This is a genomic window from Saccharospirillum salsuginis, assembly GCF_014651855.1.
Lineage (GTDB): Bacteria > Pseudomonadota > Gammaproteobacteria > Pseudomonadales > Natronospirillaceae > Saccharospirillum > Saccharospirillum salsuginis.
In genome coordinates this window covers 317,391-342,814 of record NZ_BMXR01000001.1, presented here as the reverse complement: position 1 = coordinate 342,814, position 25,424 = coordinate 317,391, and the positions used below count along the sequence as shown (strand labels likewise).

19 protein-coding genes are annotated in these 25,424 nt (G+C 55.6%); 13 read left to right on the top strand and 6 right to left on the bottom strand.

Annotated features, from left to right (window positions below; all coding sequences use genetic code 11):
• Nucleotides 1-147: 147 nt before the first annotated feature.
• A complete protein-coding gene (locus IE111_RS01445) occupies nt 148-897 on the bottom strand; it encodes an inositol monophosphatase family protein (RefSeq protein WP_189606711.1) in 750 nt (249 codons plus the stop codon).
• Nucleotides 898-1,157: 260 nt separating this feature from the next.
• Between IE111_RS01445 and trmJ the strand changes: the two genes are divergently transcribed.
• Together trmJ and cysE are read left to right on the top strand one after the other, a co-directional pair.
• The gene (gene trmJ / locus IE111_RS01440; RefSeq protein WP_229805092.1) at nt 1,158-1,931 is read left to right on the top strand and encodes a tRNA (cytosine(32)/uridine(32)-2'-O)-methyltransferase TrmJ; all 774 of its coding nucleotides are present in this window, start codon (nt 1,158-1,160) and stop codon (nt 1,929-1,931) included.
• A gap of 2 nt (nt 1,932-1,933) precedes the next feature.
• Nucleotides 1,934-2,722, top strand: coding sequence for a serine O-acetyltransferase (gene cysE, locus IE111_RS01435; protein WP_189606710.1), 789 nt, complete (start codon nt 1,934-1,936; stop codon nt 2,720-2,722).
• Nucleotides 2,723-3,142: 420 nt separating this feature from the next.
• Here the strand turns inward: cysE and IE111_RS01430 are convergent, their stop codons facing one another.
• The 3 genes from IE111_RS01430 to IE111_RS01420 form a co-directional block, all read right to left on the bottom strand.
• On the bottom strand, nt 3,143-4,015 hold the full coding sequence (locus IE111_RS01430) for a hypothetical protein (protein ID WP_189606709.1): 873 nt from the start codon (nt 4,013-4,015) through the stop codon (nt 3,143-3,145).
• Between the two features lie 201 nt (nt 4,016-4,216).
• Entirely contained in the window at nt 4,217-5,026 is an 810-nt protein-coding gene (locus IE111_RS01425; protein ID WP_189606708.1) for a UDP-2,3-diacylglucosamine diphosphatase, read from the bottom strand.
• A 405-nt stretch (nt 5,027-5,431) separates the two neighbouring features.
• On the bottom strand, nt 5,432-7,453 hold the full coding sequence (locus tag IE111_RS01420; RefSeq protein WP_189606707.1) for an ExeM/NucH family extracellular endonuclease: 2,022 nt from the start codon (nt 7,451-7,453) through the stop codon (nt 5,432-5,434).
• A gap of 622 nt (nt 7,454-8,075) precedes the next feature.
• Here IE111_RS01420 and IE111_RS01415 point away from each other — a divergent pair.
• From IE111_RS01415 to IE111_RS01405, 3 genes are all read left to right on the top strand, one after another.
• Nucleotides 8,076-9,860: a hypothetical protein gene (locus IE111_RS01415; RefSeq protein ID WP_189606706.1), complete on the top strand. Its 1,785-nt coding sequence runs from the start codon at nt 8,076-8,078 to the stop codon at nt 9,858-9,860.
• 71 nt (nt 9,861-9,931) lie between these two features.
• Nucleotides 9,932-11,173, top strand: coding sequence for a hypothetical protein (locus tag IE111_RS01410; RefSeq protein ID WP_189606705.1), 1,242 nt, complete (start codon nt 9,932-9,934; stop codon nt 11,171-11,173).
• A gap of 59 nt (nt 11,174-11,232) precedes the next feature.
• Nucleotides 11,233-12,336, top strand: coding sequence for a hypothetical protein (locus IE111_RS01405; RefSeq protein ID WP_189606704.1), 1,104 nt, complete (start codon nt 11,233-11,235; stop codon nt 12,334-12,336).
• Nucleotides 12,337-12,601: 265 nt separating this feature from the next.
• Here the strand turns inward: IE111_RS01405 and IE111_RS01400 are convergent, their stop codons facing one another.
• Entirely contained in the window at nt 12,602-15,172 is a 2,571-nt protein-coding gene (locus IE111_RS01400) for an ExeM/NucH family extracellular endonuclease (RefSeq protein ID WP_189606703.1), read from the bottom strand.
• A gap of 439 nt (nt 15,173-15,611) precedes the next feature.
• On the opposite strand from IE111_RS01400, the gene IE111_RS01395 reads away from it, so the two are divergent.
• The 7 genes from IE111_RS01395 (at nt 15,612) to tatB (ending at nt 21,582) form a co-directional block, all read left to right on the top strand.
• A complete protein-coding gene (locus IE111_RS01395; protein ID WP_189606702.1) occupies nt 15,612-16,952 on the top strand; it encodes an ABC transporter substrate-binding protein in 1,341 nt (446 codons plus the stop codon).
• 244 nt (nt 16,953-17,196) lie between these two features.
• Complete coding sequence (locus IE111_RS01390; protein WP_189606701.1) at nt 17,197-18,231, top strand: branched-chain amino acid ABC transporter permease; 1,035 nt, start codon at nt 17,197-17,199, stop codon at nt 18,229-18,231.
• A gap of 1 nt (nt 18,232) precedes the next feature.
• Nucleotides 18,233-19,429 carry a branched-chain amino acid ABC transporter permease gene (locus IE111_RS01385; protein WP_189606700.1) on the top strand — a complete coding sequence of 399 codons (1,197 nt, stop codon included), beginning with the start codon at nt 18,233-18,235 and terminating at the stop codon, nt 19,427-19,429.
• The gene (locus IE111_RS01380; RefSeq protein WP_189606699.1) at nt 19,429-20,193 is read left to right on the top strand and encodes an ABC transporter ATP-binding protein; all 765 of its coding nucleotides are present in this window, start codon (nt 19,429-19,431) and stop codon (nt 20,191-20,193) included. Before IE111_RS01385 ends, IE111_RS01380 begins: the two co-directional genes overlap by 1 nt.
• 58 nt (nt 20,194-20,251) lie before the next feature.
• A complete protein-coding gene (locus IE111_RS01375) occupies nt 20,252-21,013 on the top strand; it encodes an ABC transporter ATP-binding protein (protein WP_189606698.1) in 762 nt (253 codons plus the stop codon).
• Between the two features lie 68 nt (nt 21,014-21,081).
• The gene (gene tatA, locus IE111_RS01370) at nt 21,082-21,297 is read left to right on the top strand and encodes a twin-arginine translocase TatA/TatE family subunit (protein ID WP_189606697.1); all 216 of its coding nucleotides are present in this window, start codon (nt 21,082-21,084) and stop codon (nt 21,295-21,297) included.
• A gap of 27 nt (nt 21,298-21,324) precedes the next feature.
• Entirely contained in the window at nt 21,325-21,582 is a 258-nt protein-coding gene (gene tatB / locus IE111_RS01365; protein WP_189606696.1) for a Sec-independent protein translocase protein TatB, read from the top strand.
• Nucleotides 21,583-21,695: 113 nt separating this feature from the next.
• Here the strand turns inward: tatB and IE111_RS01360 are convergent, their stop codons facing one another.
• Nucleotides 21,696-23,567 carry a sigma-54-dependent Fis family transcriptional regulator gene (locus tag IE111_RS01360; protein WP_189606695.1) on the bottom strand — a complete coding sequence of 624 codons (1,872 nt, stop codon included), beginning with the start codon at nt 23,565-23,567 and terminating at the stop codon, nt 21,696-21,698.
• Between the two features lie 212 nt (nt 23,568-23,779).
• On the opposite strand from IE111_RS01360, the gene exaC reads away from it, so the two are divergent.
• Nucleotides 23,780-25,300: an acetaldehyde dehydrogenase ExaC gene (exaC, locus tag IE111_RS01355; RefSeq protein WP_189606694.1), complete on the top strand. Its 1,521-nt coding sequence runs from the start codon at nt 23,780-23,782 to the stop codon at nt 25,298-25,300.
• Nucleotides 25,301-25,424: the final 124 nt, after the last annotated feature.

Here is a 25,424-nt window from a genome sequence, read left to right as displayed (position 1 = left end):
ATCATGTGATCCGATTGCTCCGCCGGTTCCTGAAAATGTAGGAGTGCACTCCGTGCGCGACCCGTCCAGCCGGGAGGCTGGACAACTACTATTCGCGTAATCGCGCACAGCGCCGCGTGCGGATCATGGCTCCTGCAATTCACCGTCTCAGCGGCTGGCCAACGCCTGTTTGAACACCTTGGGTGCGGCGGCCAGCAGTTCGGCTTTCTTGGCGCTGGCCGGGCCGCCGCTGCGGTCGCCGGAGAGGGCGCCGGATTCCTGGATAAGCAGGCTGGCGGCGTGGAAGTCGTAGTCGTTGAGGTTGTCGGCGTAGGCGAGCTGGACGCGGCCGGTGGCGAGGTAGGCGATGTTGAGCAAGCCACAGCCGGTGACGCGCAGAGCGCCGGTGCGTTCGGCCCAGCGTTGGGTTTGGCTGAAGTCGTTGCTGTCGACGGCGGCGATGGCGTTGTCGAGGTTGGTGCCGTCGGCGCGCATGCGGCGTTCGTTGAGTTGCATGCCGCGTCCGCGCATGGCGGTGTATTCGTCGCCGGTGACGGGGTCGAGCAGGGCGACGGCTTCGATGCGGTCTTTGACGTAGTAGGCGATGTTGATCAGGTAGCCGGGGTAGCCGGAGCGGTAGTTGGATTCGCCGGTGAGGACGTTGATTTTCCAGCTGGATTGGCCGTCGTGGTCGCGGCTTTCGTCCATGCCGATGTGCAGGCTGTCGATGTGGTGGCGCTGGTGGGCTTTGCGGATGGCTTTGCGGGCACGCCAGGCGGCGTCTTCGATGGCTTTGTCGAACACGTCCTTGCGGGTGGCACCTTCGACGGTCAGTGATTCGATGTTGCTCAGGGTGTAGCTCAGTTTGTCGGCGGCGCCACGGGCGGCGCGCAGGGCTATGGTCTGGATCGGTTGCATGGTTCTGGGTACTCACACAGTCATCGACGGGCGCACGAGTGGGCCAGCCGGGTCACGGAAGTGCCGGCGGGACAGGTCGTGCGGGCCATCTGGGGTTATCCGCAGGGACGGGTTTGTTAAACAACGGTTGCACCGCCGGGCGCTGTGTCCAGCATACTGACGCTGAAGGGCCTTGGGCGACACACGGGAGCTTTCCCGAAAAAGGGCGGGTATGATACAGCTATTGTGTCCAACCGTTAATAGCCAGAGAGTGTTTTTTGATGTCACAGACCGAACCGGCCATGCAAGAGGCGATCAATCCGGACGATATCCGCGTTGTGATGGTCCATACCTCCCATTCCGGCAACATCGGGGCGGCCGCCCGGGCGATGAAGACAATGGGGCTGACCCGGCTGGTTCTGGTGTCCCCGGCGGATTTCCCGAGCGAGGAAGCCTATGCCCGTTCCTCGGGCGCCCAGGATGTGCTGGACCAGGCGCAGGTGGTGGAGGATCTGGATGAGGCGATCGCCGAGTGCGGTCTGGTCGTCGGTGCCTCGGCGCGCTCGAGGTCCCTGCCGTGGCCGCTGGTTAACCCGCGTGAGATGGCGGACCGTGTGGCCGATCATCCGGCTGGTTCGCCAGTGGCGTTGTTGTTCGGACGTGAACGCAGCGGGTTGACCAATGAGGAGCTGGCCCGGTGTCACTGCCACGTGAACATCCCGGCGAACCCGGATTACAGTTCGCTGAATGTGGCTCAGGCGGTTCAGGTGATGGTCTACGAGCTGCGCATGCGCCAGGTGCTGGCCGAACCCCAGACGCCCGAACGCTGGGGCGTGACCTGGGACCAGCCGCCGGCCCGCAGTGAGCAACTGGAAGGTCTGTTCGATCACTGGGAAAAAACCCTGGTTGAGATTGATTTCCTCGACCCCAATAACCCACGGACTCTGATGAATAAGCTGCGTCGACTCATTCTCCGCGCCCAGCCTGATGAGGTGGAAGCCAACATCCTGCGTGGCATGCTGACTCAGGTCGACAAATCCATAAGGAAGCCCTGACTATGTTCCGAGGTGTGAAAGAAGACATCCAAAGCGTCTTTGACCGTGATCCGGCGGCCCGTAACTGGTTCGAAGTACTGCTGAACTACCCGGGTCTGCACGCCATTCTGGTGCATCGGCTGACGCACAAGCTGTGGCAATGGCGGTTGAAAACCCTGGCCCGCTGGATCTCGCAGGTATCGCGCTGGTTGACCGGCATCGAAATCCATCCCGGGGCCAAGATCGGTCGTCGGTTCTTCATCGACCACGGTATGGGCGTTGTTATCGGCGAGACGGCCGAAGTCGGCGACGATGTCACCATTTACCAGGGTGTCACCCTCGGCGGTACCAGCTGGCGGAAAGGCAAGCGCCACCCGACACTCGAAGACGGCGTTATTGTCGGTGCCGGTGCCAAGGTGCTGGGGCCGTTCAGCGTGGGCAAAGACGCCCGCATCGGCTCCAATGCCGTTGTGACCAAGGAAGTGCCGGAAGCGGCGACCGTGGTCGGCATTCCCGGGCGCATCGTCAAGCACAAGGGTGAAAAGGTACTGCCGTTCAGCGAGAAGCAGCAGGAAATGGCCAAGAAAATCGGGTTCGATGCCTACGGTGTCTCCCAAATGCCCGACCCGACGGCACACGCCATCAAAGCCCTGCTGGAACACATCCACGCCCAGGATGAGCGCATCAACAGCATGTGCAGAACGCTGAAACAGATCGACGCCAGTTACCAAGCGAAGGAAGTGCCCGAGTTGGATGATGAGGATTTCGAGCCGCTGGAAGATTCGGACCGGTCGGCGAATTCGGGTGGTTAAGTCGTTTGGGTGACCGATTGACCGGTGGTTTGATTGGGAAACCGTAGGGCAGAAGAGCCCGAGGCGATATCTGCCGGGGCCATAGGCTACGAGTTAGACTTGTCCGACACGTAGGGCAGAAGAGCGACAGCGTTATCTGCCGTTAAAACGGTGGCAACAGGGCAAGCAACAGGCAGGAATGACGAACCAGCCGAGGTCTAGTTTATCGCCGGGAGCGTGTTTATCGCCAACATCGACAACGGCAGATAACGCTGTCGCCCGATGTGTCGGACCACTTCTGCCCTACGGTTATTTGCCGGCAATTTATCTATTGCCTCTGCTTCTGATCGGCAGATGTCGCCTCGGGCTCTTCTGCCCTACGATCGGGATCAGTTGGCAACCGGAATGGCCCGGTACGTCGGGCCATGTCCATTTACACCGTCACGCGCTGACCGAGTGCGGCCTGAACGCTCCTCTTGGGCGGATCGGGGTCGGTACGATCTGCGGGGTCGGGTGACCGGCGTAGAACACGTCCATTGAGTGACAACGCTGGTCGTACAGGGTGCGACCCAGGCCGTGGTGGCGGCGCGGGAACTTCAGTTGCGGCGGCACCAGGGCGAATCGACGGGGTTGTCCCAGGGGCTGGGCAATGAAGATGTCCAGAAACGGCCCAAGAAAGGCCAAATAGCTGTCGATGTCGGTAATGCCTTCGGCCGACGCCAGTTCCAGACCGTTGTTCCAATCCAGCAAGGCTTCCTTGATTTCCAGTGCACTGCAAAACTCGCCGTGATTCAGAATGACGGCGTCGTATTGCGCATCGACCCAGACCCACTTTTGCTTGTCCCTGAGAAAGACTTCCATTCCCTGGTAGTAGCCACCAAAGGGGCGCCAATGGCTGTCTCTCGTGTGTAATTCGAGTAAGCGGGTGGGTAGATCGATGGCCTGGAGGGCATTGGCCAGCACCGTGACGTAGTCGGCCCGGCAGAAGCGTTCGCCCTGTGCGGCACGCGACAGGATGTCCAGCGGGTTGTCCGTCCCGGCCGAGTGCCCAGGCTGAGGTTTCCATTGATCGTGCACCCAGCGAACCAGCGCATCGATGCGTTCGGCATCGTTCCGGCTGTCCGCGACGATTGACGGCAGGTCGTACAGCTTGGCCAGCGTCTGCAATTGGCTGGTCGTGGACGAAGCCGGCAACTGGGGTTCAGTGTGGTGGCTGTAGCGAAAGGGTCGCAGTCTTGGGTACAGGTGCATGGACCAGTAACCGACCACGAAACCCAGCAGGAAGAGTGTGAGAACAGATAATAGAGCCAGCATTCAGGCCTCCCCGGGGCGTCCGTTCCGGTCGGCGAACTGCTGAGGTGTGTCCGCGTTTCGGACACCGTCACTCGCTCGACATGTTTACGACCAAGAGTGGTCCCTATGCCTTGAAAGCGCAATGTGACGGTGCCTGCTTTGTGAAACACTTGACACTTAATCGGGTAACGATTTGTTGGATCGTGTAACCGTTCTCACTTTTTAGATCGAACTTGACCGTTTGGTTTGCCAGGTCGGGGATGGGTGTAAGTGTATTCTGGGTTCACCCTGGCGGTGCGGAACCTGGATCAGTTCCAGACTGCCGTCGTGGTGTTCGAGCAACGCCGAACAGCTTTCGACCCAGTCTCCGTCGTTGGCGTAGACGAAACCGTCTTCGATATGCAACTTGCTCTGGTGGATGTGTCCACAGACGACGCCCTGCACACCCTGTTGTTTGGCATAGCTCACCACTTTGGCCTCGAAACTGTCGATATAGGCCTGGGCTTTCTTGCTGCGCATTTTCAGTGCGCCGGGCAGGGACCAGTAAGGCTTGCCGAACCGCGCTCGCACCTTGTTCAGGTACCGGTTCAGGGTAACGACGGATTCATAGGCCCATTCCCCCAGATGCCACCAGAAGTGACCGCAGTAGATGTCGTCATCGAAACGGTCGCCGTGCAACAGCAGATAGCGCTCGCCGCTGGCGGCGGTGTGGATGGCTTCGTATTCCACCCGGATCGGCCCGAGTCGGGTGTCGGCGAAGTGGCGAAAGAAGGGGTCGTGGTTGCCGGGTACGTAAGTGACCTCGGTGCCGTTCCGTGCCTTGGCCAGAATCAACTGCAGAATCTTTTCGTGCCGACGGTGCCAGCGGCCCTTGCGGGTGCTCAATTTCCAGAGGTCGACAATGTCACCGAGCAGGTAGAGCTGGTCCATGTCGGTGTTGTTCAGGAAGTCGGCGAGCAGGTCGACCTGGCTGTTCAGGTTGGCCAGATGAATGTCCGAAATAAAAACGGCACGAACGGAACGGTGAGTCATGGGCGGGCTCCACGGTTCGGGGATGAGGGTAGCCTATGTAACCCGGATGACAGTTAGGGGTCGGCGGGATGAAGGTTTGGTGACGGATGGAAAGATTGGGGGAGTCGTAGGGCAGAAGAGCGACAGCGTTATCTGCCGGGGGAGAAAAATGAGCCATTGGAAGGGTCCACTGGCTCATTATCATTCCTATGGCAGATAACGCTGTCGCCCGATGTGTCGGACCACTTCTGCCCTACTCGACGTGGTTTCGCGTCAATCGACGATTCACAAAGGGCGGAAATGGTACGTCTGATCCGGCATCCCGGCATCGGGGCCGAAGGCCGTTATCCGCCGCTAAACGGGCCAGAGCATAAGCTCTTCTCGGCCCGTCCATAACGGTCGATGATCTGAGGTAACGACCGGTGGTTAGCGGTTACCGCGCAGGCGAACCAGTCCAACAACCATCAAGATTCCAACCAACGCACCCGGCAATCCACCGACAGGCATAAAGGCACCGCCAAACGGCCCCCTGTCATCCTTGTCGTCTTTATCATTGCCATCGGTATTCGAGTCGTTGCTGTCGTCATTTGAATCCGACCCGTCATCGGAGTCGTCATCATCCGCTACCATCTTGAAGTCAACGATCACGGGGTCGTGGTCGGACGAGCGGAACGGAGTGGCGGCATAGAACGACACGTCCTGAGCGTCGGATTTGTACTCCAGGTTGTAATCCAGCGCCGAGGGTTCGTCGGTGTTGATGTGCCAGTCCTGAACCAGTACCGCTTTGTTGGCCAGTGAATCGTTGGCCAATGCGTGGTCCAGGTTGCCGCTCATACCGTCGTAGACGTAGGAGTATTCACCCTCGGCTTTCAGCGAGTCGTATCCGGCGTCAGACAATGCCCGGATCGGATCTTCCATGCTGTAGGCGTTCAGGTCGCCGATGATCAGAATGTCGTCATCGTCCACGCCGGTCGGGTCGGTATCGAGCCATTGGCTCAATGCCTGGGCCGCGTTGGTGCGGATCTGGTTGCAGTTGCCCTGACCGTTCGGGTCTTCCGGATCGCCGAGGTCTTCACAGGAGGAGCCTTTGGATTTTAAGTGATTGACCACAACGGTGAACCGGTCGCCGGTACCTGCGTCTTCGAAGCTTTGCGCCAGAGCCGGGCGGTTTTTATCGTCGTTGAACAGGGGCGCGTCGCTGTCGTCGAGCGGCGAGTTGTTGCTGGACAGAATCTTGGCCGTGTTGACCGGTGACACCTGGGTTGGACGATAAATCAGGCCCACGGCGATGTCGTCGTCACCAATCGTGGCGACGCCGGGGTCAACAAAAGCGTATTGATCCGATTCGCTCTGAGTGGCATTGAGCGCGTCGACCAGTTGCGCGATGGCGCTGAGCTCGTCGAAGCCGTCGTTTTCAATTTCCATCAGACCGATGACATCGGCGTCGAGCGCTTCCAACGCGGCGATCAGTTTGTCTTTCTGGCGTTCCAGTTCTTCCGCATCGTCGGCGCCACGTGCGGTCGGGAAACCACCGCCTTCGCCGTCGCCGTTGAAGTAGTTCAGGACGTTGAAGCTGGCGACGCGCAGGTTGCCGTCGATGCTGGTTTCCGGTGCTGTGGTGCGCGGGTTGGTTCCACCGTATTGAAGAGGTTCGGTTGGGAACAGCCGGTACTGACTCCACGTGTAGTAGACGACCCCTGTCAGACCCGAGAGGGTTTCCCCGTTTCTTAAAGAGTTGTGGGCACTCAGGTTTCCATTCGGATAGACAACCGGTTCCGGGTTCTGGCTGTCGTTACCATCATCGACTAGCAGTCGGTTCAGCTCGTTGGTTGTGGCAATGGATTGAGCTTCATCTGATCCGGGTAGGGCTACCTCAGTGGGCTGGAATCGACGACCATTTGAGACCCAGAAAGCACCGAAGCGAGCCAACTCACGCACATCGTTCGCTGTGAGCGTTTGATCAAGCTGAATCCTCATACCTTCCAGGGTTTCCAGTGTGTCTTCACTGTCCAAAGGGAGGGATACTGATGCAGGGCTTGGCAGCTGATTGTCGGAACTGCATATTTCTATAGCGGTGGCGGATACTTGAGTATGTCCGTAGTGTTCTTTGGCTTCGCCCGAGATGATGACTGCATCGCCCTCGGCCACATCGGGAGTTTGGGCGTAGATGAACAGACCTTCGGATGTCATTGGGTCTGCATCTGCATCGTCATCCGTCGACTGAATGAAGAAACCATTCAGTTTTGAACCGTCCTGCAAATCCGCAGTCACGATCCCTTCCACGGTCACCGTCTCACCGGCTTTGGGCGTGCTGCTACCGCTGCCCTGGATCTCTGAAATGGGGGTACTGGTGTCGCCACAGGCGACAGCGGCGTGAACCTGGCCAGCCGCGGAGACCGCAGCCACAGCCAGCGCCAGTTTGGTCAGGCAGGCATTTCTCATTGTCATTGTTTTACCTCGTGAGTGCTCGGGGAGCGGATCCCTCACTCTCGGCGCCTTCCTTCGGCGATTTTTTGTTATTTGATCATTCGGTCAACTTTTGATCTGTGATCACCATATATAACAAAAGTTATAAAGTGAACACTTTGTTGCGAGATTTTTCACTGCGTGACTGAAAGTCGAATGTGCGGGCTGATTTGTGACCGGGAGTTGAAGATGAATTCGAGCATAAAAAAAGGAAAGCCTAACTCCTCCCTATTTAGATGGCTGTCGCCTCAATCGTCGTCTCAACGCGGCAGAGTTCTTGATGACTTTACTGCTGCGTCGTCGTCATCGGTGATGGCTAGAGTCGCTTCCTGGATCCGGTAAGGCTAGATTAACCATTTAGGAAGTACACCTTGCTACCCGAGGCTTCATGTGGGTGACCTGGTAATCATGTGCAATAGTGTCTGTCTAAATACTTAGACTTGAGATGCCCAGCTAATTTCTGATTGATGAGTTAATTTCACTAATATCAATATTTTCATTACCATTTACAAAGGTTTGTGTTTCTGGATTGTTACAAATGTAAGTTTATGTAACAGTAAACCTGTCCAAGTGGACAGTAATTTAATCTAGAACAGGAATTCGAATGAAAAAACAAATAGTACTTGCAAGCTTATTAGCAGCTGGCGTTTCTAGCTTCACCGCTGCGAGCACAACAGTTCCAAGCGAGATAATGGATTATGCCCAGCTTGGAATGCCATTCAGTTCTGCATCCGAACAAATAGGTAATTTTTATTGTGTCACGGCGCCACATGATAACTCGACTGGAAGTCCAGTAGCTGAGTTTCAGTTCGTGCACAATATGAGCACTGAACAAATCAAGGACGTTTTATCCGGTGGGATTGACTCGGGGCTGGATTTTCCTTTGGTCCAGTTGTCAGCTGGAGGAAGTATCGAAAATGAATTCAGAAACAGTGACTTTAGTTCGACTTGGACAGCTTCTGCAACCGTAGTTCCTGATGTAGTCCGATTTAACCCAGGTAGTGGTGGATATAGAATTTCAGATGCTTGCCAAAATTTTGTCGACGAATTAAATGCAGGGAGAATTAGTGAAACTGATTTTCTGACATACGTTGGTGATGAATTCATATCTCAGCTAAACTTAGGCGCATCACTTCTCGTCCAAATGGAACTTACTTTTGGCAGTAAATCCCAAAAAGAAGCTTGGGATGCACACGCAAAATTAGCAACTCAAGGATCATGGGTTGCAAGTATTGAAGGGTTCATGGAAAAGCTCTCAATAGCAGAGCGACGTACTATTAGTATAGATATTAAAGCATATCAGCATGGAGGCGATTCAGCTCGACTTGCCGAAATATTACCAAACAACATTCTTAGTTGTTCGATGAAAGACCTTGCTTCTTGTAAATCAGCATTCAGAGATGCCCTTCAGTATGCAAGCGACTTTGGTAGCCAACTATCAGATGAAAGCAAATATAATGTATTGAGCTATACCACGACCTCATTTGCCAATGCGGGTTTATACTCGCTCGTGCCTTCGGGGGGAAGTAGTGTGCCAAGCAATAAGTTTTTCCTACGGCTATTAGAACAGCGATATAAAGATGCGATGTCTGATTTGGAGCGCGCAAACGAGTTGTTGGGAAAATACTCTTATCTAGTGGAGCCTGAGCAATTAAGTGCAATAAGTGAGATTAAGCAGTATGCGAGCCATAACGCATATCTTATATCAAAAGTGTCAGAGTATTGTTTTGATAATCCATATAATGACTTGTGTGAAAATCAGTACAATAAATTGACATCTGTTTCTCAGCCATTGTTAAAGGAGTATGATGGAGATGATCTTATAATTCCGGATCCAAATTTGATAGACCCAGAGCAGATCATCGCAACACAAAATTCACTACCGGATGTGGCTTTTGAGGCTCAAAATGTAATTGGATGCGAATTTAAGAATATTTATACAAATGAAGTATCAACCGCAAAAAGGCACTCTAGTGGATTTGTATTAGGATTAGAGTCTAATATAGACATAGCTGACGTGATAGTAGACATGTCCAGTCGTGAAGTTGTAGAAACGCATATTGGTGATCTTACTTGTTATGGTCTTGATGATAATTCAGTTTCTTCTAGTCTAAGTTTGAAAATTAACCCTTTGCCTTTTGATCTGCCTGTTAAACTTCATTCCGAGTTTGTCAGTGCATGTAATAATTCTTTGCGGGAAAATACATGGGCAGTTGGTTTTCTAAATGAAATCCAACGCTATGTGCACTACAATACTAGAGATATGGAGTGGTACTTTCCATCATGTGAAGATGTTGAAAATCAACTTAATGATAGGCATGCACCCGAAGCTTATGATCGGGGCCACCTTGAACTAGATCCCATTTGGGAAATATTCATTGTTGAGTGATTTTGATCAATATGTTCAGTGGCTAAACTGATTGATTATTTATATATCGACATCGATGCAGAGGGTTTAATATGAGAGTTACAATTCTTTCGCTTCTCGTCACGTTAGTTGCAATAGCTAACGTGTCATCATCTCCTATACCAGAATACATGAAGTTAAATGTTGATCACAATGATGGTGATAATTATCTATATTTGGGTTATGGATACAATACTCTGAAGAGTTTAGGGAAGGGGTATCTCTGTCTTGATGGAAAAAAAGAACTTGGTGGCAATGTGGTCCAGAAAGTGTTCAGCACATATAATTTGACTCATGAGGAGGCTAGTAATATTTATAATGGAAATGCGAGCGTGGGTGTTGAAAACCCTTTGATTTCAATTGGAGCGGGTTCTGATTGGGCACACAGCATATCCTCAAATAGTATTTCACAGTCAATAAATATGACCGTTACGTATATTCCTAAAAAGGAGGTCTATAGGCCTGCAGATGCTAGAGTAGGCTCTTTTTCTCTTACGGATCAATGTCAGACAATATTGGACAGTCACCCTGAAAACTATGTTGAGGCGTTTGGGGATCAATTTGTTACTGCGATTGAGTATGCTGCTAATTTGAGCGTTACATTAACACTTACATCGACTAGCAGGTCTGATAGAGAGCTACTTTCAGGCGCATTGAAGTTCACTAAAACAGGAGTGTCATTTGAAGGGGAACTCAGCGATTTATCTGAGCAGTTGTCTTCGGCTACAAGAGTCAGTGTGAATGTCAGGCAAAAAGGAGGTGATCCAAGTCAGTTAATCAAATTTGGCGCATCGAGCACTGGTAATCTCTCTGATTGCACAACTGCGACAGCCAATAACGCCTTTGAGTTAGGTAAATGTCTTTCTCTATTTGAGGATGCTACTGAGTACGCACAAACTGATTTCCGCAGCCAGCTTGCTTTACTCTCAGACTATGCGGTTTCAGGGTATGAGATTTCAAGATACAGTACCTCGGGTATTCCTAAGCTTGAACAACCTCAAAATTCAGAACTTTCAAACCTGTATCGAGAATACATCATGACTGATGTAAGCCAAGAGTATGGTAAATCGAAAGCAGATCATCGCGTTGCACAGTATTTAAGAACCAATGGACGTATTGAGGACCAAGATGTGCTCGAAAATATAGTGTACATTACTCAAAATAATTACTCACTAGCAGAAGAGATACTTGAGTATTGTAAGAATAACCCCTATGGTTCAAAATGTGCTGACTATTATATGTCGAACAAGTCAGATCTCATTGCTTACGACGATTCTGTATTGAATAGCTATTAGTTTTTTCTGTTATAAAAGAGGGCTCGAAAGAGCCCTCAATTTAATAAAGGTAAAAAAGGATGTTGAGAGTTATATTGCTCTTTCTATTAGCTTTAATAGTGATTGATGGTTATGCTGCAGAAACCGTTAATATTGGTAAAGCCAACATAACAAGTGATGTATTGGGGAAGGGGTTTGGCGGATTGAATAGTAGTGAAATTGGTATAGGCAGTTTCCTAAGTGATTGCATTGTTGGTGAACACCAAATAAACCGACAAAGTAGGTCAAGTATCAGACTTTTCACTTCGATCAATGAAAATACATTCATACAAGACTATTCTATAAATGGTAGCGCGAATTTGTCGTTTTGGATAGTTGGTGCAAGGGGGGCTGCTAGATATTTATTTGAAGAGGCTACCACAAATACCAAAGAGTCAAACCTTTTTCATTTTAAAGTGGGTGGGGTGAATACAAGGTTTGATAGTAATACTATGGAATTAAATAGAGATATCAGTAATCCACAGCTTTGCGGTGATAGATTCGTAAGTCAAGTATCTCGAGGTGTTGAGCATAAACTGATAGCTTCATTGGAATTCTTTGAAAGCAGCGTTAAAAAAGATTTCAAGGCATCAGCAACTATCTCTCTATTTGGCGGGTTGATAAAGAAGAAAAAGGAATATAGTAGCGAGAATAGAGAATACCTGGAAAATGCAGTGATGACCATTACGCACTATAGTACCGGGCTTTTGTCAGAAGAACTTCTTAGGATAAGAGACTATCAACAGTCTCCTTACGTAAAGTATTATTGCACTTATCAAATGATTGATTATTGTATAGAAAAAGCAAACGAATATTACAATTATCTTTCAAGTCAAGAATTTATCGCATCAGTTAGTGATCAAGACAGCTATTCCACAGATACCATTACTCTGTCCAAGTATGAAGAAGCCGGGCTTAAAATACCGTCGGATGATACAAGTGAATTCTCAATTGTAGACATAGCTAGAGAGTATACTGCTGCAGCGAAGGCAAAGAATATTATATCAAATATTGAGAAAATGAAACTTAAAAAAACTTTGTTGATCGAAGGTGGTGTTGACTATTTAAGTTTGGAATCAGAAATAGCAGAGCTAGAAAATGAACTGCAGAGACTGAGTGCTAGTCAAACCCACTCTGGTAATTAGTATCTGTGCTCGATTATTAGATTGCACCGGCATTGCCTGGCTGAGTATGCATATTAATAAGGGTTTGATTTTTGAATTAAAGTGTGATTTCTAACTAGGACGAGTTCGTCTTTCCAGTCAGTGATATATATTTTTTTCAATGAATGTCTCAACATTGAGTTTGATAAGACTGTTGAGCAATGTGGAAATAGTGACCTTAAGTTGTTGTTAATGGGGAGGCATGAGCCTCCCCCTGTTTAGACGTGTAGCCGCGTCAATCGACGAATCAGCGCGGCAGCGTCTGCGTCACCTCGCTGGTGGCGCCATCGTCATCGGTGACGGTCAGGGTCGCTTCCTGGATCCGGTTGCGCTTGATCAACCATTTCGGGAGGAAGCCCCAGTCGCCCGAGAATTCGTACGGGCCGACCTGCCAGTCCTGCGCCACCACAGTGCCGTCAGGATCATGGCTGTCGCTGATAAAAATGTACCAAAAGAACAGCTTGTAGACGCTGAAGTCGGCTACCGGAGCCACGTTGGGCGGAGTGAGTTTCAGGTCCAGGATGACCGGATCGTGGTCGGAAGACCGGTAGGGCGTTGGTGCGTAGAACGACTCGACCTGGGCGTCGGACTTGTACTCGGTGTTGTAGTCCAGCGCCAGCGGCTCGTCGGTGTTGATGTGCCAGTCCTGAACCAGAACCACCTTGTCCGCCAGGCTGTCCGAGGCCAGGGCGTGGTCCAGGTTGCCGCTTTCACCGTCGAAGACGTAGGAGTACTCGCCTTCCGGCTTGACCGAGTCGTAACCGTACTCGGCGAGGGCGCGGATCGGGTCTTCCATGGAGTAGGCGTTCAGGTCGCCCATCACCAGGACGTCCTCGTCGTCGATGCCGGTCGGGTTCGTGGCCAGCCATTGACCGAGAGCGTGCGCCGCGTCGGTGCGGATGCCGTTGCAGTTGCCCTGGCCGTTCGGGTCGGTCGGGTCGCCGAGGTCTTCACAGGAAGAGCCCTTGGATTTCAGGTGGTTGACGACGACGGTGAAGCGGTCGCCGCTGTCCAGATGCTCGAAGCTCTGGGTCAGGGCGGGGCGGTTCTTGTCGTCGTTGAACAGCGGGTCGCCGTTGTCATCCAGCGGGGAGTTGGCGCTGGACAGCACCTGGGCGGCGTTTACCGGTGCCACCTGGGCCGGACGGTAGATCAGACCCACGGCGATGGCGTCGGTGCCGATGCCGTCTCCGCCGGTGGAGACGTAGTCGTACACGTCGTCGGCGGCCTGGGTCGCGTTCAGGGCGTCGACCAACTGGGCAATGGCGCTGTTCGGGCCGAAGCCGTCGTTTTCGATCTCCATCAGGCCGACGACGTCCGCGTCCAGCTCGGTCAGGGCCGCGATCAGTTTGGTCTGCTGGCGCTCCAGTTCGTTGGGCGTATCGGCGCCTCGATCGGTCGGGAAGCCGCCGCCGAGCCCATCGCCGTTGAAGTAGTTCAACACGTTGAAGCTGGCGATGCGCAGTTCACCGTCGATGCTGTCTTCCGGTGCCATGGTGCGCGGGTTGGAACCCTCGAAGGTCGGCGTCTCGGTCGGGATCAGCTTGTAGGCGCCGAAGGCGTAGTTCATCACCCCGGTCAGGCCGGTGGTGGTGTCGCCCACGCGCAGGCTGTTGTAGGCGCTCAGCTCCGGGGCCGGGAAAATGACCGGGTCCGGGTTCTGGGTGCGGATGCCGTCCTCGACCAGCAGCTTGTTGCGGTCGTTCAGCTCGGCCACGGCTTCGGCGTCCGGTCCGGGCAGGGCAACCTCGGTCGGGATGTAACGACGGCCGTCGGACACGGTGAATTCGCCGTAGCGGCCCAGCTGATACACCTCGTTCACGGTCAGTTGCTGCGCGAAGCTGACTCGCATGCCTTCCACGTTTTCCAGGGACTGTCCGGCGTCGAACGGCATGGCCAGTTGCGCTGTGCTCGGCAGCATCTGGTTGCTGGCGCAGACGTCGATCAGGGATACCTGGTTCAATTGCGTCAGGCTGTAGTATTCGTCGGCCGTACCATTGACGACGACACGGTCGCCCACGGAGACATCGGTATCGGTATGGTAGACGAACAGGCCCTCTGATGTGGCCGGGTTGCCGTCCTGGTCGGCGTCTTCTTCCTGAATGAAGAAACCACTGAGCTCATTGGAGGCTTGCAGGTCGGCCACGACGATGCCCTCGATGGCCAGGTTCTGACCCATCATCGGCGTCTGGTCGCCGTCGCCCTGTACGGCGCTGATCAGCGTCATGGGGTCGCCGCAGTAGGCGAGGTCGTCGGAACCGCCGCCGTCATCGCCACCGCCATCGTCGCCGTTGCCGAGGTAATTGAAGGTGTCGCTCGGGTAGCTGTCCCATTGCTCGGACGGATCGAAGGGGGTGTCGTATTCGGTGTCACCACTGGTGATGCTGGTCTTGCGCACCAGGGTGACATTGGAGCCGTAGGTGTCGCTGTTGCCCAGTTGTCCGATGCGGTCCAGCACCTGATCGCTGGATTTCAGCAGCAGGACATCGTTGCCGTTGAAATAGGTGACGGCCGACGTGGTGTCCGCCACATTCATGATCTCGGTCGCGGCGGACGGGTTGGCGATGACATACACATCGCCCGCGGCCAGGCTGCCGTTCAGGTCGAGCGCGTTTTGAACGCTGGTACTGCCGTTGGAATAGAGTTCGATGCGGTATTGGCTCAGATCCACAGCACTGGAACCGGTGTTCTGGATTTCCAGTGCCTTGTTGTTGGAAGAGCCTTCGACGTACTCGGAGAATATCAGATCGGCCTGCGCCGTCAGCGCGGTACCGGCCGTGGCGACCAGTAGAGCCAGGGGAGAAATCCTCGGGTTCATAACCTTCCCTCGTCTGTTGTCCGGGATCACTGACTTCCATTCAGAGTCGACGACAGATCCCATTGTTGTGTTTTTTAGTTATTTGAACAAATGGTCAGAAAATGACCAGAGACTACCCTAACGGATTTTAATGACGTTTTGGTAACAATTTTTGTTCATATAGGGGGGCTTTTTGAGCGCGCAGTGGTCTATCGGCGACCGATCGAGGCCATTCGTGACCCCGACTTAACAATCGGAAATCGCCGCATAGCTTCGTTTCTCGCTTTAGACATTAGTTGTATTTCGCGCTGCGTTGGTTGATTAATAAGCAGTCCAGTGCAAGTTTTAACCAGGTCAGATGCAAAGGCTCTCGCTCGAAACGGTAACCATCTGGCGAACCATGCGAAAAGACTTTGCATGCCTTTACAACAAAAACAAGATCACAATCAGGAGAGAAACAATGGCTGACTTCAAGACCAACCGTCGCTCGTTCATCAAAGGCAGCGGCGCCGTCGGTGCAGGCCTGGCGGCTCCAACCATCTTCACCAAGGCGCATGCCTTCACCAATGAACCCGGACCCGGCAGCGTCGTGCTCGGCTTCAACGTGCCCCAATCCGGCCCGTATGCCGACGAAGGCGCCGATGAACTGCGTGCCTATGAACTCGCCGTCAAACACCTCAACGGTGGAGGCGATGGCGGTATGCTCAACACCTTCTCCTCCAAAGCACTGGACGGCACCGGCATACTCGGACGCAAAGTCGACTACGTCACCGGCGACACCCAGACCAAATCCGATGCCGCACGCGCCTCCGCCCGCGCCATGATCGAAAAAGACGGCGCCATCATGATCACCGGCGGTTCCTCCTCCGGCGTCGCCATCGCCGTCCAGTCATTGTGCCAGGACGCCGGTGTCATCTTCATGGCTGGCCTGACCCACTCCAACGACACCACCGGTAAGGACAAAAAGGCCAACGGCTTCCGCCACTTCTTCAACGCCTACATGTCCGGCGCCGCCCTGGCCCCGGTACTGGCCGAAAGGTACGGCACCGACCGCAAGGCCTACCACCTGACCGCCGACTACACCTGGGGCTGGACCCAGGAAGAATCCATCATGGCCGCCACCGAGGAAAAAGGCTGGGAGACCGTCAACGCCGTGCGCACACCGCTCGCGGAAACCGACTTCTCCTCCTACATCGCCCCGGTTCTCAACTCCGACGCCGACGTCCTCGTGCTCAACCACTACGGCGCCAACATGGTCAACTCACTGACCAACGCCGTCCAATTCGGTCTGCGCGAAAAAATGGTCAACGGCAAAAACTTCGAAATCGTTGTCCCGCTCTACTCACGCCTGATGGCGCGTGGTGCCGGCCAGAACGTCAAAGGCATTTTCGGCTCCACCAACTGGCACTGGTCCCTGCAGGACCAGGCGTCGCAAACCTTCGTCTCATCCTTCGGCCGCGAATACGGCCAGCCACCGTCGCAGGCCGCCCACACCTGCTACGTCCAGACCCTGCTCTACGCGGACGCCGTCCAGCGTGCCGGCAGCTTCAACCCCTGCGCCGTCGCCGAAGCCCTCGAGGACTTCGAATTCGACGGACTCGGCAACGGCAAAACCCTCTACCGGGGCGCCGACCACCAATGCTTCAAAGACGTGCTGGTCGTACGCGGTAAGGAAAATCCCGAATCCGAGTTCGACTTGCTGGAAGTGGTTCAGGTCACGCCAATGGAGCAAGTGATGTACGAACCCGACCACCCGATGTTTGCCGGTGGTTCACTGGGTCAGTGTAATCCGGGAGCGTAAGCACCTGGTTTAGGACCCCTATTTGGGGATTGGCTACCAATACGAGCGACTGGTGCCGGGGGTAGCTCAGGCGGGGATGTGCGAGGCATGGATGCCTCGGTCAAGCCTACATGGATGTATATACGGCGACCCCGCATGAGCTACCCCCGGCACCAGGCGCGGGTTCCCGGCACCAATAGAAACCCAGCCGCCTTACCAAACGAGCCCACCCAAGGGGCTCTCGCTGTAACTTAAGGTACAGACGATGGACGCCATCTTACTGCAAATTCTCAACGGCCTGGACAAAGGCAGTGCCTATGCACTGATCGCCCTGGGCCTGACGCTTATATTCGGCACCCTGGGCGTCGTCAACTTCGCCCATGGCGCCCTCTTCATGATCGGAGCCTTCTGCACCGTTGTCGTCAACGGCCTGCTGAGCCTCGAACGAGTCACCCTCTCCGAAACCGAAACCAACCCCTGGGGCGAACCCCTCGAAATCCGGGTCCAGTACGCCGAGCTCTGGTTCGGAGACTTTGGCCAATTGATGGTCGACTACTCCGTCTTCTGGTCGCTGCTGTTCGTCATCCCCGCCATGCTCCTTATCGGCATCGCCATGGAACGGGGGTTGATCAAACACTTCTACAAACGTCCGCACGCCGACCAGATCCTCGTCACCTTCGGCCTGGCTATCGTGCTGCAGGAAATCATCAAACAGATCTTCGGCGCCAACCCGATTCCGCAACCGGCACCGGACGCCCTGCGCGGCGCCGTCGATGTTGGAGCGGCACTGGGATTGTCTCCCGGGTCCATCATCTACCCCATCTGGCGCCTGGTGTACTTCCTGTTCGCCGCGCTGATCATCGGCGGCGTGTTCGCCTTCCTGCGCTTCACCACCTTCGGCATGGTCGTGCGCGCCGGCATGGCCGATCGCGAAACCGTCGGCCTGCTGGGCATCGACATCGACAAGCGCTTTACCGCCATGTTCGGTATCGCCGCCGTCGTCACCGGCCTCGCCGGTGCCATGTACACGCCGATCCTGTCACCGAACTACCACATGGGCATGGATTTCCTCGTGCTCTGCTTCGTCGTGGTGGTCGTCGGCGGCATGGGCTCACTGCCGGGCGCTGTCGCCGCCGGCTTCCTGTTGGGGGTTCTGCAGAGCTTCGCATCCATGACCCAGGTGAAGGCATTGTTTTTCGGCTTCTCGATCGACCAGGTCATCATTTATCTGGTCGCCGTCATTATTCTCTTGACCCGGCCACGCGGTCTGATGGGTCGCAAAGGCGTCATGGAGACCTAAGATGTTAGCGAAGTTACTCAACAATAAAGACACGATGCTGGTCATCGTATTTTCCCTGGTTGTCCTCGCCGCCCCCCTGTTGCTGGCACCGCTCGGGGCCGGGTACCCGGACCTGATGCAGCGGTTCGCCATCTTCGGCATATTCGCCATCGGCTTTAACATCCTGTTCGGGTTGACCGGCTATCTCTCGTTCGGTCACGCCGCCTTCCTCGGTGTGGGCAGCTACTCCGCCGTCTGGATGTTCAAATTGCTGAGCGTCAACATTGTTCCGGCGATCCTTCTGTCGGTGTTGATTTCCGGTCTGTTCGCCCTGGTCATCGGCTATGTCTCGCTGAAGCGGTCCGGCATCTACTTCTCGATCCTGACGCTGGCCTTCGCGCAAATGTCCTTCAACCTGGCTTACTCCGTACTCACACCCATTACCAACGGCGAAACCGGGTTGCAACTGGCGCTGGACGACCCGCGCGTTCTGGACGGCGCCTCCACAGAAGGGGTGCTGCCGTCGCCGCAACTGTTCGGTCTGGAAATGAACGATACCGCCCAGGTGCCCTTCCTCGGGATGGAACTGCAGTTCAACGTCGGTTTCTATATCTGCGCACTGATTCTGATTGCCGCGTTCTTTATCTCACTGCGCATCTTCCGGTCGTCCTTCGGCATGATGCTGCGCGCGGTGAAAAGCAATCAGACGCGTCTGAACTACACCGGGATCAACACCAAACCCTATACGCTGGCCGCCTTCGTCATTTCCGGCATGTACGCCGGTCTCGCCGGCGGTTTGATGGCGAGCATGGACCCGCTGGCCGGTGCCGAACGCATGCAGTGGACAGCCTCGGGCGAGGTGGTTCTGATGACCATCATGGGTGGTGCCGGCTCGCTGCTGGGGCCGGTGCTGGGCGCGGCCATCATCAAATATTTCGAGAACATCTTCAGCCGCATCAACGACAACGTGATCGAGGCCTGGTTCACCTTCCTGCCGGATTGGCTGGGCGACATTCTGGTCACTTTGATCAGTCCCTTTGTCGGCAAGGGCTGGCACTTGTCGCTGGGTCTGATCTTCATGCTGGTGGTGATCTTCCTGCCCGGAGGTCTGGTCGAAGGCGCGCAGCGTGTATCGCGCTGGACCGTGCGGAGTGTGAAACGACTGCAGCATTCGGAGCCAGGCTCTTCCAAATCGCTTGAACCCGGGGAGACACACTGATGAGTATTCTGGAAGTTCAGGGTGTGAACAAACGATTCGGCGGCCTGGCGGCGCTCGACGACGTCAACCTCTCGGTTCGTGAGAACACCATTCACGCCATCATCGGCCCGAACGGAGCCGGCAAGTCGACCTTGCTGAACTGCCTTGTCGGTAAGCTGATCCCCGACAGCGGCACCGTCACCTTTGGCGGTCGCAGCCTGATCGGTCTGAAACCCTATGAGATCAACCAACTCGGGGTCAGCCGGGTGTTTCAGACGCCGGAAGTGTTTTCCGATCTGACGATACTGGAAAACCTGATGATACCGGCGCTGGCCAGTCGGGACGGGGCTTTCAAGCTGTCGCCGTTCAAGTATCTGGGTAAGGAAGCGGACATTCGCTACCAGTCCGAGCGGATACTCGAGGACGTCGGCCTGATCGACCAGCGTCACCTGCTGGCTTCGTCCATGTCGCGGGGCAACAAGCGACGCCTCGAAATGGCCATGTGCCTGGTGCAATCGCCTAAACTGTTGTTGCTGGATGAACCGACGGCGGGCATGTCCCGGGCCGACACCAATAATACCATCGAGTTGCTGCGCACCATCAGCGAGGCGCACAACATTACGTTTGTGGTGATCGAACATGACATGCACGTGGTGTTCAGCCTGGCCGATCGCATCAGCGTGCTGTCGCAGGGGCATGTGATCGTCGAGGACGATCCGCAGAACATCAAGGGGCATCCCAAGGTGCAGGAAGCCTATCTGGGCACTGTGGAATCAGAGGGTTGAACGAATGAATGAGTCCGTCGTTATGAAAGAGCCAACGAAACAGCCGGTGGAGGAATCGATGAACGAACCCTCCCGGAAACCGGCGTCGATGAGTGCCAACCATGCGTCTTCCGCGCCCGCCTATTTCTCGGTTTGGGATCTGCACGCCTACTACGGCGAAAGCTATATCGTCCAGGGCATCAGTCTGGATATTCACGAAGGTGAGATTCTGGCGTTACTGGGCCGAAACGGCGCCGGTAAAACGTCCACATTGCGGGCGCTGGCCCGGGTGGATTCGCCTTCGGTCAGCCACGGGGAGATTTGGCTGGACCATCAACCGCTGCATACGATGAAGGCGTTCGAGGCAGCGCGCAATGGCCTTGCGCTGGTGCCGGAGGACCGGCGGATCATCCCGGGTCTGACGGTGGAGGAAAACCTGAAGCTGGCGCAGATCGCGCCCGGACATGGCTGGACGATCGAGCGGATTTATCAGCTCTTTCCGCGTTTGCAGGAACGGCGGATGCAGGAAGGGGTGACCTTGTCCGGCGGCGAGCAGCAGATGCTGGCGATTGGCCGGGCCCTGGCGCGGGATATTAAGCTGTTGTTGCTGGATGAGCCCTACGAGGGGCTGGCGCCGGTGATTGTGCATGAGATCGAGGCGACGCTGAAAGAGATCAAGTCGCACGGCATTACAACGGTGATTGTGGAACAAAATGCGATTGCGGCTTTGAAGTTGGCGGACCGGGCGGTTATCTTGGACATGGGGCAGGTGGTGTTCGATGGCCTGGCTGAGGATGTCCTCAACGATGAGGAGATGCGGCATACCTATCTGGCTATTTGATGGTGGGTAGGCCCGGCGCTTCACAATCGCAACAACAAAAACAACGCACCAAACAAGAGGCAAACAACATGGGTTTAGGCGGCATTTCAATCTGGCAATTGGTCATCGTTCTGGCGATCGTTCTGGTGGTGTTTGGAACCAAGCGGTTAAAAGGTCTGGGCGGTGAAGTCGGCGGTGCGATCAAGGGGTTCAAGCATGCGATGAATGAGGAGCCCGAGTCGCTGGAAAAAGCCGAGGCGTCGACGGTTAAGGCGGATGTGAAGTCGACCGATTCGGTGTCCTGATGCGTCCTCGATAAGAGGAGAGGCGTTATGTTTGATATCGGCTTTGCGGAGTTGATGGTACTGGCAGTGCTGGCGCTGGTGGTGGTCGGGCCGGAGCGTTTGCCGGTGGTGGCGCGTTCGGTGGGCCGCACGGTTGGCCAGGTGAAGCGCTATGTCCGGGATCTTCAGTGGCAGTTGGAGTCGGAGGTTCGTGGGGACAAGAAACACGATCCGTCGGTGATGAGCGATGAGGTGGAACCGCCGTTGAATCCAGATCCGAAAGAAACCTCAAAGAAGGACGTGTAGGGTGGGCATCGCCCACCATTTTTTAACCAATACACCCACTTCCTCGTCTTGAATTTCATTTTACCTAATGCGCATTGGCCTAAGGTTTCTATCGATGGTGGGCATTGCCCACCCTACGTATGGGGTTCCTTCCCATTCATCTGCTTCAATTTCCGATACAACGTCGACCGATCAATCCCCAGCTGCCGCGCGGCGGCGGACATGTTGCCGTTCTGACCGGCCAGCGCCTGTCGAATCGCATCGGCTTCCGCTTCGGCGAGCGATCCCTGGCCATCGTCGTTCTGATGACTCTCCTCGACAAACCCCGCCGGCAGGTGTTCCAGGTCGATCGGTTCGCCGGGTTCGGCCAGTAGCGCGGCGGTGTGGATGACGCTGCGCAGTTGGCGCAGGTTGCCGGGCCAGGGGTGTTGGCTGAACAGGTGTTTCACGGCGTCGGTCAGGCCCGTCGCCGCTTCCTCTTCCAGGATCTTGTTGACCAGGGCGTTGAAATCCAGGCGTTCCCTCAGCGGCGGCAGGTTCAGTCGCAAGCCGTTGATGCGGTAGTAAAGGTCCCGTCGAAAGGCACCGTTCCGGACGGCGCTGTCGAGGTCGCTGTTGGTGGCGCTGATCAGGTCGAAGTCGACCTTACGGGCCGGTCCGCCACCGACGGGGACGACCTGTCGTTCCTGCAGGACCCGCAGCAGCCGGGTTTGCAGGGCCAGCGGCATGTCGCCGATTTCATCGAGAAAGAGGGTGCCGCCGTGGGCTTCGAGCAGTCGCCCCGGGGCGCCTTTTTTGTCGGCGCCGGTGAAGGCGCCGCCGCGATAACCGAACAGTTCGGCTTCGATCAGGGTTTCCGGAATGGCGGCGCAATTGACGACAACGAAGGGAGCGCCGCTTTTGGGGCTCGACCGGTGCAACGCCTGGGCCCAGACTTCCTTGCCGACGCCGGTTTCACCCTGCAACAGAATGGGCACATCGCGCCCGAGCACCCGGCCTGCCTGCTGAATGCATTTGTCGACCATCGGGTCGCCTAGACTGAGGTCGGCGAGGGCGCTTGTTGATGGAGATCGGGTTGGCTTGGCAGGGACGGTTTGCGAAGGCCGCGCTTGTTCACGATGCCGGGCGTGAAAAGTATCCCCGGCGACGCTGCGCAGTTCCCGGAATCGGGCCGGATCGCGGTCGGACGTGTCGAAAAAATCGGTCAGTTGATGGTCGGCATCGTGACCCGGTTGAATGTCCAGGTGATGTCGTGCCCAACGGTTACACCCCAGAATGCGTCCGTCGTCGTCATAGGCCACGATGCCCTCGTACAAGCCACCCAGCAGATGCGCATCCGGGTGGAAGAACAACAGGTGAGCGTTTTGGCATTCGTGCTCCAGCAGTTGGTTTTCGATCATCGAGACCGCGAGGTTCACCAGCGCCAGGGTGTGATGCTGAGGATGATGGGCGTCGCTGGAAATATCGAGCACACCCAGCACCCGACCTTTGGGGTCGAAAATAGGCACGGCCGCGCAAGTGAGAAACCCGTTCTGGTCGAGGTAGTGTTCGCCGGCGTGCACCACGACCGGCTTGGCCTCGCGCGCGGCGGTGCCGATGGCGTTGGTGCCACGAGCCGTCTCACTCCAGACGCCGCCGGGCATCAGCTCCACCCGACGCGCCTGCGGCACGAAATCCGCATCGCCGACACCATGGAGTATGGTGCCTTGGTTGTCAGCCATCAAAACCGCGCAGTGGGTGTTCTGGATTTGCGCGTACAGACTGTCCAGTTGCGGGCGGGCCGACTCAAGTAATGCCGAGGACCGATCGCGGACGTCGCGAAACTCGACCTGGCTCAAGCGCGCGTCCCGACCGCACGCTTCCGGCAGCAAACCATCATCGTAACAACGTTGCCAGGATCGCTCGATCAACGGAGAAATGAGACCGTCCTGCACCGCACCGCGTTCGAAAAAATGCTGGCGCGCCAAGTGGATCGGATGGGTCTGAGCATGATGTTGTGAAGGCATCGATTCGTCTCCCGGGTGTGGCATTTTGCAACACCTGTTGCACCCTGCGACAACGACTCGGGTTCAAGCCCTATTGATTGGCCCGGTCGTATTGTTGTTGTTCTCACTCGAATAGTACCGCTACCGGGATTGTACGCCAAACCACCGAAATGGCACGGCGGTTGCGATACAACTTTCGCCCTACAACAACAAAACCGAATGAGGTATTCGCAATGATCTATGCACATCCTGGTCAGGACGGTTCCATTGTCAACGTCAAACCCCGCTATGAAAACTACATCGGCGGCGAGTGGGTCGCCCCGGTCAAAGGCCAGTACTTCGACAACGCCACCCCGGTCATGGGCGAGGCGTTTTGCCAGATTCCCCGCTCCACAGCGGAAGACATCGAACTCGCGCTGGACGCGGCGCACAAGGCCAAGACGGATTGGGGGCGGACCTCGGTTACCGAGAGATCCAACCTCTTGCTGAAAATCGCCGACCGGCTGGAACAGAACCTGGAAATGATCGCCGTCGCCGAAACCTGGGACAACGGCAAGGCCGTGCGCGAGACCCTGGCGGCGGACGTGCCGCTGGCCGTCGACCACTTCCGTTACTTCGCCGGTGCGATTCGCGCCCAGGAAGGCTCCCTCGGCGAAATCGACGAACACACCGTCGCCTACCATTTTCATGAGCCACTCGGTGTGGTCGGCCAGATCATTCCCTGGAACTTCCCGCTGCTGATGGCGGCCTGGAAACTCGCCCCGGCGTTGGCGGCGGGCAACTGCACCGTACTGAAACCGGCCGAGCAAACGCCCTGGTCGATCCTCAAGTTCATCGAAGTGGTCGAGGACTTGCTGCCGCCGGGCGTGGTCAACATCGTTAACGGATTCGGCTCCGAAGCCGGTCAGGCCCTGGCGACCAGCCAGCGCATCGCCAAAATCGCCTTTACCGGGTCCACACCGGTGGGGTCGCACATTCTCAAGTGCGCGGCGGAAAACATCATTCCCTCTACGGTCGAGCTCGGTGGCAAGTCACCGAACATTTATTTCGAAGATGTGATGAACTTCGAGGACAGCTACCTCAGCAAGTGCATCGAAGGTGTCGTGCTGGCCTACTTCAACCAGGGCGAGGTGTGCACCTGTCCGTCCCGGTTGCTGGTGCAGGAGAGCATGTACGAGCCCTTCATGGAAAAGGTGATCGAGCGCTCCAAACAGATCAAGCGCGGCAATCCGCTGGACACCGAAGTGATGGTGGGTGCCCAGGCGTCTAAGGAACAGTTCGACAAAATCATGGGGTACTTCGCCATCGGTCGCGAGGAAGGCGCTGAATTCCTGCTCGGCGGCGACAAGGAAACCGCGAACGGCACCTACGACTCCGGTTTCTACATCCAGCCGACCCTGATGAAGGGCCACAACAAGATGCGGGTCTTCCAGGAAGAAATTTTCGGCCCGGTGATCTCCGTCACCACCTTCAAGGACGAAGCCGAAGCCCTGGCCGTAGCCAACGACACCATCTTCGGTCTCGGCGCCGGGTTGTGGACGCGCGACATGAACCGCGCTTACCGGATGGGCCGTGGCATCGAAGCCGGACGGGTCTGGACCAACTGCTACCACCACTACCCGGCCCACGCCGCCTTCGGCGGTTACAAAAAGTCCGGCATTGGTCGCGAAAACCACAAGATGATGTTGGACCACTATCAGCAGACCAAGAACATGCTGGTCAGCTACGACGTCAACCCGATGGGCTTTTTCTAATCTCGAATTTCGGCGTTTGCCGCGAAGACAAGCGGCGGATGCCGGCAATACCCCTGTGGGGGAGTCCGCAGCAGGGACTAAAACGCCGGGAGCGTTTTAGCATGAGCGCAGCGAGCCCGAAGGG

Coding starts and splice junctions, on each gene's coding strand:
- IE111_RS01405 (WP_189606704.1), top strand. CDS start 11,233: ATGTTGAGAGTTATATTGCTCTTTCTATTAGCTTTAATAGTGATTGAT.
- IE111_RS01400 (WP_189606703.1), bottom strand. CDS start 15,172: ATGAACCCGAGGATTTCTCCCCTGGCTCTACTGGTCGCCACGGCCGGT.
- IE111_RS01390 (WP_189606701.1), top strand. CDS start 17,197: ATGGACGCCATCTTACTGCAAATTCTCAACGGCCTGGACAAAGGCAGT.
- IE111_RS01420 (WP_189606707.1), bottom strand. CDS start 7,453: ATGACAATGAGAAATGCCTGCCTGACCAAACTGGCGCTGGCTGTGGCT.
- IE111_RS01385 (WP_189606700.1), top strand. CDS start 18,233: ATGTTAGCGAAGTTACTCAACAATAAAGACACGATGCTGGTCATCGTA.
- IE111_RS01425 (WP_189606708.1), bottom strand. CDS start 5,026: ATGACTCACCGTTCCGTTCGTGCCGTTTTTATTTCGGACATTCATCTG.
- tatA (WP_189606697.1), top strand. CDS start 21,082: ATGGGTTTAGGCGGCATTTCAATCTGGCAATTGGTCATCGTTCTGGCG.
- IE111_RS01360 (WP_189606695.1), bottom strand. CDS start 23,567: ATGCCTTCACAACATCATGCTCAGACCCATCCGATCCACTTGGCGCGC.
- IE111_RS01380 (WP_189606699.1), top strand. CDS start 19,429: ATGAGTATTCTGGAAGTTCAGGGTGTGAACAAACGATTCGGCGGCCTG.
- cysE (WP_189606710.1), top strand. CDS start 1,934: ATGTTCCGAGGTGTGAAAGAAGACATCCAAAGCGTCTTTGACCGTGAT.
- IE111_RS01375 (WP_189606698.1), top strand. CDS start 20,252: ATGAACGAACCCTCCCGGAAACCGGCGTCGATGAGTGCCAACCATGCG.
- tatB (WP_189606696.1), top strand. CDS start 21,325: ATGTTTGATATCGGCTTTGCGGAGTTGATGGTACTGGCAGTGCTGGCG.
- IE111_RS01395 (WP_189606702.1), top strand. CDS start 15,612: ATGGCTGACTTCAAGACCAACCGTCGCTCGTTCATCAAAGGCAGCGGC.
- IE111_RS01430 (WP_189606709.1), bottom strand. CDS start 4,015: ATGCTGGCTCTATTATCTGTTCTCACACTCTTCCTGCTGGGTTTCGTG.
- trmJ (WP_229805092.1), top strand. CDS start 1,158: ATGTCACAGACCGAACCGGCCATGCAAGAGGCGATCAATCCGGACGAT.
- IE111_RS01415 (WP_189606706.1), top strand. CDS start 8,076: ATGAAAAAACAAATAGTACTTGCAAGCTTATTAGCAGCTGGCGTTTCT.
- exaC (WP_189606694.1), top strand. CDS start 23,780: ATGATCTATGCACATCCTGGTCAGGACGGTTCCATTGTCAACGTCAAA.
- IE111_RS01410 (WP_189606705.1), top strand. CDS start 9,932: ATGAGAGTTACAATTCTTTCGCTTCTCGTCACGTTAGTTGCAATAGCT.
- IE111_RS01445 (WP_189606711.1), bottom strand. CDS start 897: ATGCAACCGATCCAGACCATAGCCCTGCGCGCCGCCCGTGGCGCCGCC.